Consider the following 5,655-nt stretch of genomic DNA (forward strand, 5'->3'; position numbering starts at 1 on the left):
GCGCTGCCACCGGCGTCGAAGTCCTGGCGCGTCCCACCGACGTGACCCGCCCCGACGAGGTGCGCCGTCTGATCGCGGAGACGCTCGATCGCTTCGGGCGGATCGACATCTGCGTTACCAATGCGGGCGGGCCTCCCTCCAAGTCGTTTGCGGACACAACCATCGACGATTGGTCCTCTGCGGTGAATCTCAACCTCATGAGCACTCTCTTTTTCGCGCGCGAAGTGCTTCCCATCATGCAGAAGCGCGGCTGGGGCAGGCTGATTACCATCACGTCGATTTCCGTCAAGCAGCCCATCGACGGCCTCATCCTTTCCAACTCGGTGCGATCGGCAGTCAGCGGTCTGGTGAAGAGCCTGGCCAACGAGTTCGGCAAGGACGGCATCCTGGTGAACAACGTCGCCCCCGGCTACACCGCCACCGAGCGGCTGAAGGAGCTGGCGGGCACGCGCGCCCTGGCCGCCGGCATCCCGCCCGAGCAGATCTATGGCCGCTGGGCCGCCGACGTCCCCGTGGGCCGCCTGGGCCAGCCCGAGGAGCTGGCCGCCGCCATCGTCTTCCTGGCCTCCGAGCGCGCCTCCTACATCACCGGCCAGACCCTGTTGGTGGACGGCGGCTACTACAAGGGGCTGTTCTGAGAGAGGTCGCGCGGGAGGCTGCGCCCCAGCGCGTTGCGATGCCGGGGAGGGCGGCGCCCATTCTTGGCCCCCTCGTACCCCCGCGCCGCGTAGTAGAGGGCACGGTCGAAGAACTGGTCCAGCAGCCGAAGCAGGTCCATGCTCCCCAGGATGTCGATGGCGCGGTCCATCGGGTCCTCACGCTGCAGGAATTCCCACAGGTGCTCCTTGGTGATGGTCGTGGCCCAGCAGAACTGGCTGTACGCCACTCCCTGGGAGGCGCGGCGCGCGCCTAATTCCGTGTAGCGCCGTTCGATGTCGGCCTCGGTCTTGGTGAGCAGCCAGTCGCTCAGGTTGTGGTAGATCTCGTAGCGGCGCTGCTTGAGCTCTTCGAGCGGGACCTTGTGCAGGTCCTGGGTGCGCTCCGAAGTGAGGAACTTCTCCATCAGGCCGGTGGCGAGCTCCTCGGAATGCGCCTCGATCAACCGGACCAGCTTGAGGGAAACCATGTGACTCCTCCCAGGTTCAGTATTCGTCTCCCGGGCCGCAGCACGGGCCGGCCCTAGTCGCCCGCCCGCCGCAGGGCCGGCGGCCGCGCGTGCCACTCTCCTTCTTCCACCACGGCGGTCCGGTCGTAGGAGTGGCCGGTGGCCAGGCCCAGCACGAACCACCCCAGCACCACCACCCCGAAAGCGAAGATGGTGTCGCCGATCATGCGCATCCAGCGCAAATGATCCATCAGTCCCGTCTGCAGGAACTCGGAGGAGCGCGCGTACCAGGTGCCGTACTCCACCGACGCCCAGGCCTGCATCAGGCCGATGGGGAGCAGGCTGAGCAGCACCATCAGCGAAAGCCCGAGATTGATGGCCCAGAAAGAGACCGCCAGGGGGCGGTCCTTCCAGGCCAGGCCCGGGCGCAGCGCCCGCAGGCAGAAGAGCATCAGGCCGATGCCCAGCATCCCGTACACCCCGAACAGGGCGGTGTGGCCGTGCACCGGCGTGGTATTCAATCCCTGCATGAAGTAGAGGGCCACGGGGGGATTGATGAGGAAACCGAACAGTCCCGCCCCCACGAAATTCCAGAAGGCCACCGCCACGAAGAAGTAGATGGGCCACTTGTAGGCGCCCACCCACGACGTCCCTGGTTCCCGCGCCCGCGCCAGCCGGATGTTCTGCCAGGCCTCGAAGCCGATCAGGACCAGCGGAACCACTTCCAGGGCGCTGAAGGTGGCGCCCAGCGCCAGCACGAAGTCGGGCATCCCCGAGAAATACAGGTGGTGGAAGGTCCCGATGATCCCGCCGGAGAGGAAGATGATGGTGGAAAACAGCACGCTGCTGGTAGCCGTGCGCACCGACAGCAGCTTGAGCCGAGCAAACAAGAAGGCAATGACCACGGTGGCGAAGACTTCGAAGAACCCCTCCACCCACAAGTGCACCACCCACCAGCGCCAGTACTCGGCGGTGACCAGGTTGCTGCGCTGGCCGTACATCAGGCCGGCGCCGTAGAAGAGCGGGATGGCGACGGAGGCCACCAGGAACAGCACAAGCAGGGAGTGGCTCTCGTCCTTGCGGGCCAGGGCCGGCCTCAGCCCGCGCCCCATCAGCCACAGCCAGAACACCAGCCCGGCGAACAGCAGGATCTGCCAGAAGCGGCCCAGGTCCAGGTACTCGTAGCCCTGGGTGCCGAACCAGAAGAAGTTGGCGTGCAGCTTGTGCTCGATGCTCATCCATTCGCCGGTGAGGGAGCCGGCGACCACCACCAGCAGGGCGGCGTAGAGCAGGTTCACGCCCATCCGCTGCCCTTTGGGCTCGACGCCGCTGACCGCGGGCGCCACGAACAGCCCGGTGGCCAGCCACGAAGTGGCGATCCAGAAGAGCCCGAGCTGGAGGTGCCAGGTGCGGGTGACGGCGTAGGGCAGCCACCGGTCCAGCGGGATGCCGTAGAAACCCGAGCCTTCGACGCCATAGTGGGCGGTCAGGGCTCCCATTCCCACCTGCACGACCAGCAGCGCGGCCACAGTAAAGAAGTATTTGACGGTGGCACGCTGGGAGGGCGTGGGCTTGAGCCCCAGCAGGGGATCGCGCTGGGGCAGGCGCTCGGGGGCGGGCCCGTGCTGCTGCGCGCCGAAGTACCAGACCATCCCGCCGATCCCCGCCAGCAGCAGCACGAAACTGATGACGCTCCAGACGATGGCATCGCCGGTGAGGTTGTTGCCCACCAGCGGTTCGTGCGGCCAGTTCGAGGTGTAGCTCACGCTCTCGCCGGGACGCTGGGTGGCCGCCGCCCACGCCGTCCACCAGAAGAAGGCGGCCATCTGCCGCTGCTGGGCGGGATCGCTCAGCGAGCCCTTGGGAATGGCATAAGCGTCGCGCCCGTTGCCGAAGACATCGGCGTAGTGCTTCTCCAGGGCCTCGAACGCCTGGGCGCGCACCGGCGGGATGGTGATGCGCCCGGTGGCCGGATCGTAGGAGTTGTGGCGCATCTCCGCGCGCAGGCGCGCGCGCAGGGCGCCCTGCTGCTCGATCCCGAGCTGGGCAAAGCCGGCTGCGCCTTGCTGCTGCGCCCAGCGGTCGAGGATGAACAGGGACTCGCGATGCAGCCAGTCGGCCGTCCAGTCGGGGGCGACATACGCGCCATGCCCCCACACCGTGCCCACCTCCTGGCCGCCGATGGACTGCCAGACGTTCTGGCCGTCCTGGATGGTCCTGCCGTCGAACAGGGTATCCCCGTCGGGAGTGACCACCGCCAGGGGGATGGGCGGCGCGCTGCGCACGGCCCGGTAGCCCACGCCTCCCAGAACCGCGAAGGAGACGGCCAGAACCGCAGCCAGCGCGATCCATAGCCTTCGGAACTGCATCGTATAACGATATACTATGTCAGGTCCGGTTTTCCAGAGGAACCGGCTGCGGGTTGGCGCCGGTGGGCGGGGAGGCGAAGCTCAACCCCAGGTTCACGGCGAAAAGGGTGACCGCCGCGAGCTCCAGGAACGCCGAGACCGGCAGGCAACGCCACGCCCAGCCGGCGTAGTCCTGGTAGGCGAGGATCTCGGAGGTCACGCGCAGCAGGCAGCCCAGGTTCAGCGACCCCAGGCAGGTGAACATCAGCCGCGGGCTGAACAGCAGGCGCATCCCGGAAAACGCGGGCAGGATGCGCTGGCCCACGCTGAAGACCATGGCGGCCACAAAGCCCACCGTGAGGGCATGCCGCGACGCTCCCCAGATGCCGGCAGCGTGCGGGGTAACCGCCGCCCATACCCCCAGCGCTCCGGCGACGATCATCCAGGCGTAGGCCAGGCGCACGAAGACCGGGAAACTCGCGTGTACGCCGCGGATCTTGGCGGGACGCTCCGCCGCGCCCAAGACCTGCACGGCCGTGGCTCCCAGCAGGGCGCCGGCAAGAGCGAGCACCGTGGCCGGCTTCGCCCATCCTGCCAGCGCCGCCGCCACCCCCGCCGAGTTCAGCAGCAGCGCCCCCAGCAGAGCGCGGGAGCGCGGCGGGCGCAGTCCAAGGAAGACCGGCAGCCAGCGCGCGCTGAAGCCCCAGATGAAGGGCACCAGGAATCCCCAGGTCTCCAGCGGCAGGAAGCGCTGGTCGAGCCCGGCGGGAAATGCCGGGGAGCTTCCGCGCGCCGCCAGGTACAGGGTAGCGCCCAGGTTGAAGAGCAGCGCCAGCAGCAGCCCGCAACTGGCGGTGAGGATGGCTTTCACCCAGGCCTCCAGCGGCTGCCCCTGGCCTTGGACAGGCTGGTGGCCGGAGACGGTGCGGAAGAAGATCAGGAAGGCGGCGACTTCCAGCGCGGCCGAGAGTGGCAGCAGGTCCCGCCACTGCCAGGGATATACGTTGACGGTCCAGCGCAGCGCGACCCCGGCGGTCCACAAGCCCCAGCAAGTCCACACCGGCCAGAGGGCAAAGGGCTTCAGGCGCCGCAGCTTGGGGAGGGAGTGGAAGCCGATCCCCAGGATGAAGCTGCCGATCCACCCGAAGATCTGGGCGTGACCGTGAGCCTGCAGCCAGGCGGGTGAGACGGTTCCGGCAACCTGCCGGCTGGAGATGCGGATCAGGTTCCACACCCCCAGGAAGGTTCCGGGGAGAAGCATGAATACCAGCCCGGTGCCAGCGTAGAGCATGAGCATGCGGGAGAGGCTTTCCTCCCGCGCGCGGGCCCTCTCGAAGATCTGCTCCGCGCTCGGCTCTGGCTCAGGCTGCCGCTCTGCCCACGGCGCCGGGGTGGCCATGCTTCCCCCCTCGTCCCCGCACCCTACTCCATGCTCACGGCGCGCGGAAACAGGATGTTGTTCTCCAGGTGGATGTGCTGGTGCAGGTCCGTCTCGAACTCCGCCAGCGCGCGATAGAGCGTCTGGTAGCTGACGCAGGCATCGGCCGGCGGCGCGTAGCCGGAAGTCAGCGAGCGGAACTGCCGCAGGGCCTCCCCGGCCGAGTCGTGCTCGGCCATCATCATGTGGATGGGGTTCTGCACGGTGCCGAAGGGCGACATGGGCGGGGCCTGATGGTGCTCCACCGCCTCTTCCAGTTCCACGATGTAGGGGAACAGGATGCGCTCCTCCTTCATCATGTGCAGGGTCAGCTCCTGGCTCAGGCCTCCGAAGACGCGGCGGATCTCGAGCAGCTCCGGATGGTTCTGGCCGTGGACCTTGCACACCTTCTCCAGCAGGGGCTCGAGCCTCGCCAGTTCCTCGCGCGTGAACTTGTGATGGGTGGCGATGATGTGCTCGATCAGCGCGGCCAACGAGGCCGTCTGCCAGTCGGTGGTGGCCGCGCTGGGCCGGCGCTCCGCCTCCGCCCGCTCCAGGCTCTCGAGGACCTGGTCCACGGAAAGCTTGGCGGCGCTGCAGGCCTCGGCCAGGGACTTCTGGCCGCCACAGCAGTAGTCGATACCCAGCGCTTCGAAGACGCGGGTGGCGGCGGGATGCTCGACCGCCAGCTCGCGCACAGTCTTGGTCGCACTCATGCTCATGGATTTCTTCTCCTTGTCGCTTGTGTGGGATCTCTGGTCAGAGACTTCAGCGCTGCCCGCCAC

At 67.7% G+C, this 5,655-nt stretch carries 5 protein-coding genes; 1 reads left to right on the forward strand and 4 read right to left on the reverse strand.

The features are described 5' to 3' along the window. Positions 1–638 (forward strand): SDR family oxidoreductase (locus tag VEG08_09910; protein HXZ28297.1); only part of this gene is annotated, 638 nt, incomplete at its 5' end. Here VEG08_09910 and VEG08_09915 read toward each other — a convergent pair. The 4 genes from VEG08_09915 to ric all read right to left on the reverse strand — a co-directional run bounded on the left by VEG08_09915 (position 620) and on the right by ric (position 5,592). Further along, positions 620–1,126, reverse strand: a complete 507-nt coding sequence (locus VEG08_09915) for a hypothetical protein (GenBank protein HXZ28298.1) — start codon at positions 1,124–1,126, stop codon at positions 620–622. The two genes, VEG08_09910 and VEG08_09915, sit on opposite strands and share 19 nt — an antisense overlap. Positions 1,127–1,179: 53 nt before the next feature. Beyond that, positions 1,180–3,474: a nitric-oxide reductase large subunit gene (locus tag VEG08_09920; GenBank protein HXZ28299.1), complete on the reverse strand. Its 2,295-nt coding sequence runs from the start codon at positions 3,472–3,474 to the stop codon at positions 1,180–1,182. 19 nt (positions 3,475–3,493) lie between these two features. After that, positions 3,494–4,750, reverse strand: a complete 1,257-nt coding sequence (locus tag VEG08_09925) for an NnrS family protein (GenBank protein ID HXZ28300.1) — start codon at positions 4,748–4,750, stop codon at positions 3,494–3,496. A gap of 125 nt (positions 4,751–4,875) precedes the next feature. Beyond that, entirely contained in the window at positions 4,876–5,592 is a 717-nt protein-coding gene (gene ric, locus VEG08_09930) for an iron-sulfur cluster repair di-iron protein (GenBank protein HXZ28301.1), read from the reverse strand. Positions 5,593–5,655 lie beyond the last annotated feature (63 nt).

Source organism: Terriglobales bacterium, from assembly GCA_035624475.1.
In the GTDB taxonomy this organism is placed as follows: Bacteria; Acidobacteriota; Terriglobia; order Terriglobales; family Acidobacteriaceae; genus DASPRL01.

What these genes read in the sequence shown, in the direction of transcription:
- VEG08_09920 (HXZ28299.1), bottom strand. Translation starts at nt 3,474, where the DNA reads ATGCAGTTCCGAAGGCTATGGATCGCGCTGGCTGCGGTTCTGGCCGTC.
- VEG08_09925 (HXZ28300.1), bottom strand. Translation starts at nt 4,750, where the DNA reads ATGCTCATGCTCTACGCTGGCACCGGGCTGGTATTCATGCTTCTCCCC.
- ric (HXZ28301.1), bottom strand. Translation starts at nt 5,592, where the DNA reads ATGAGCATGAGTGCGACCAAGACTGTGCGCGAGCTGGCGGTCGAGCAT.
- VEG08_09915 (HXZ28298.1), bottom strand. Translation starts at nt 1,126, where the DNA reads ATGGTTTCCCTCAAGCTGGTCCGGTTGATCGAGGCGCATTCCGAGGAG.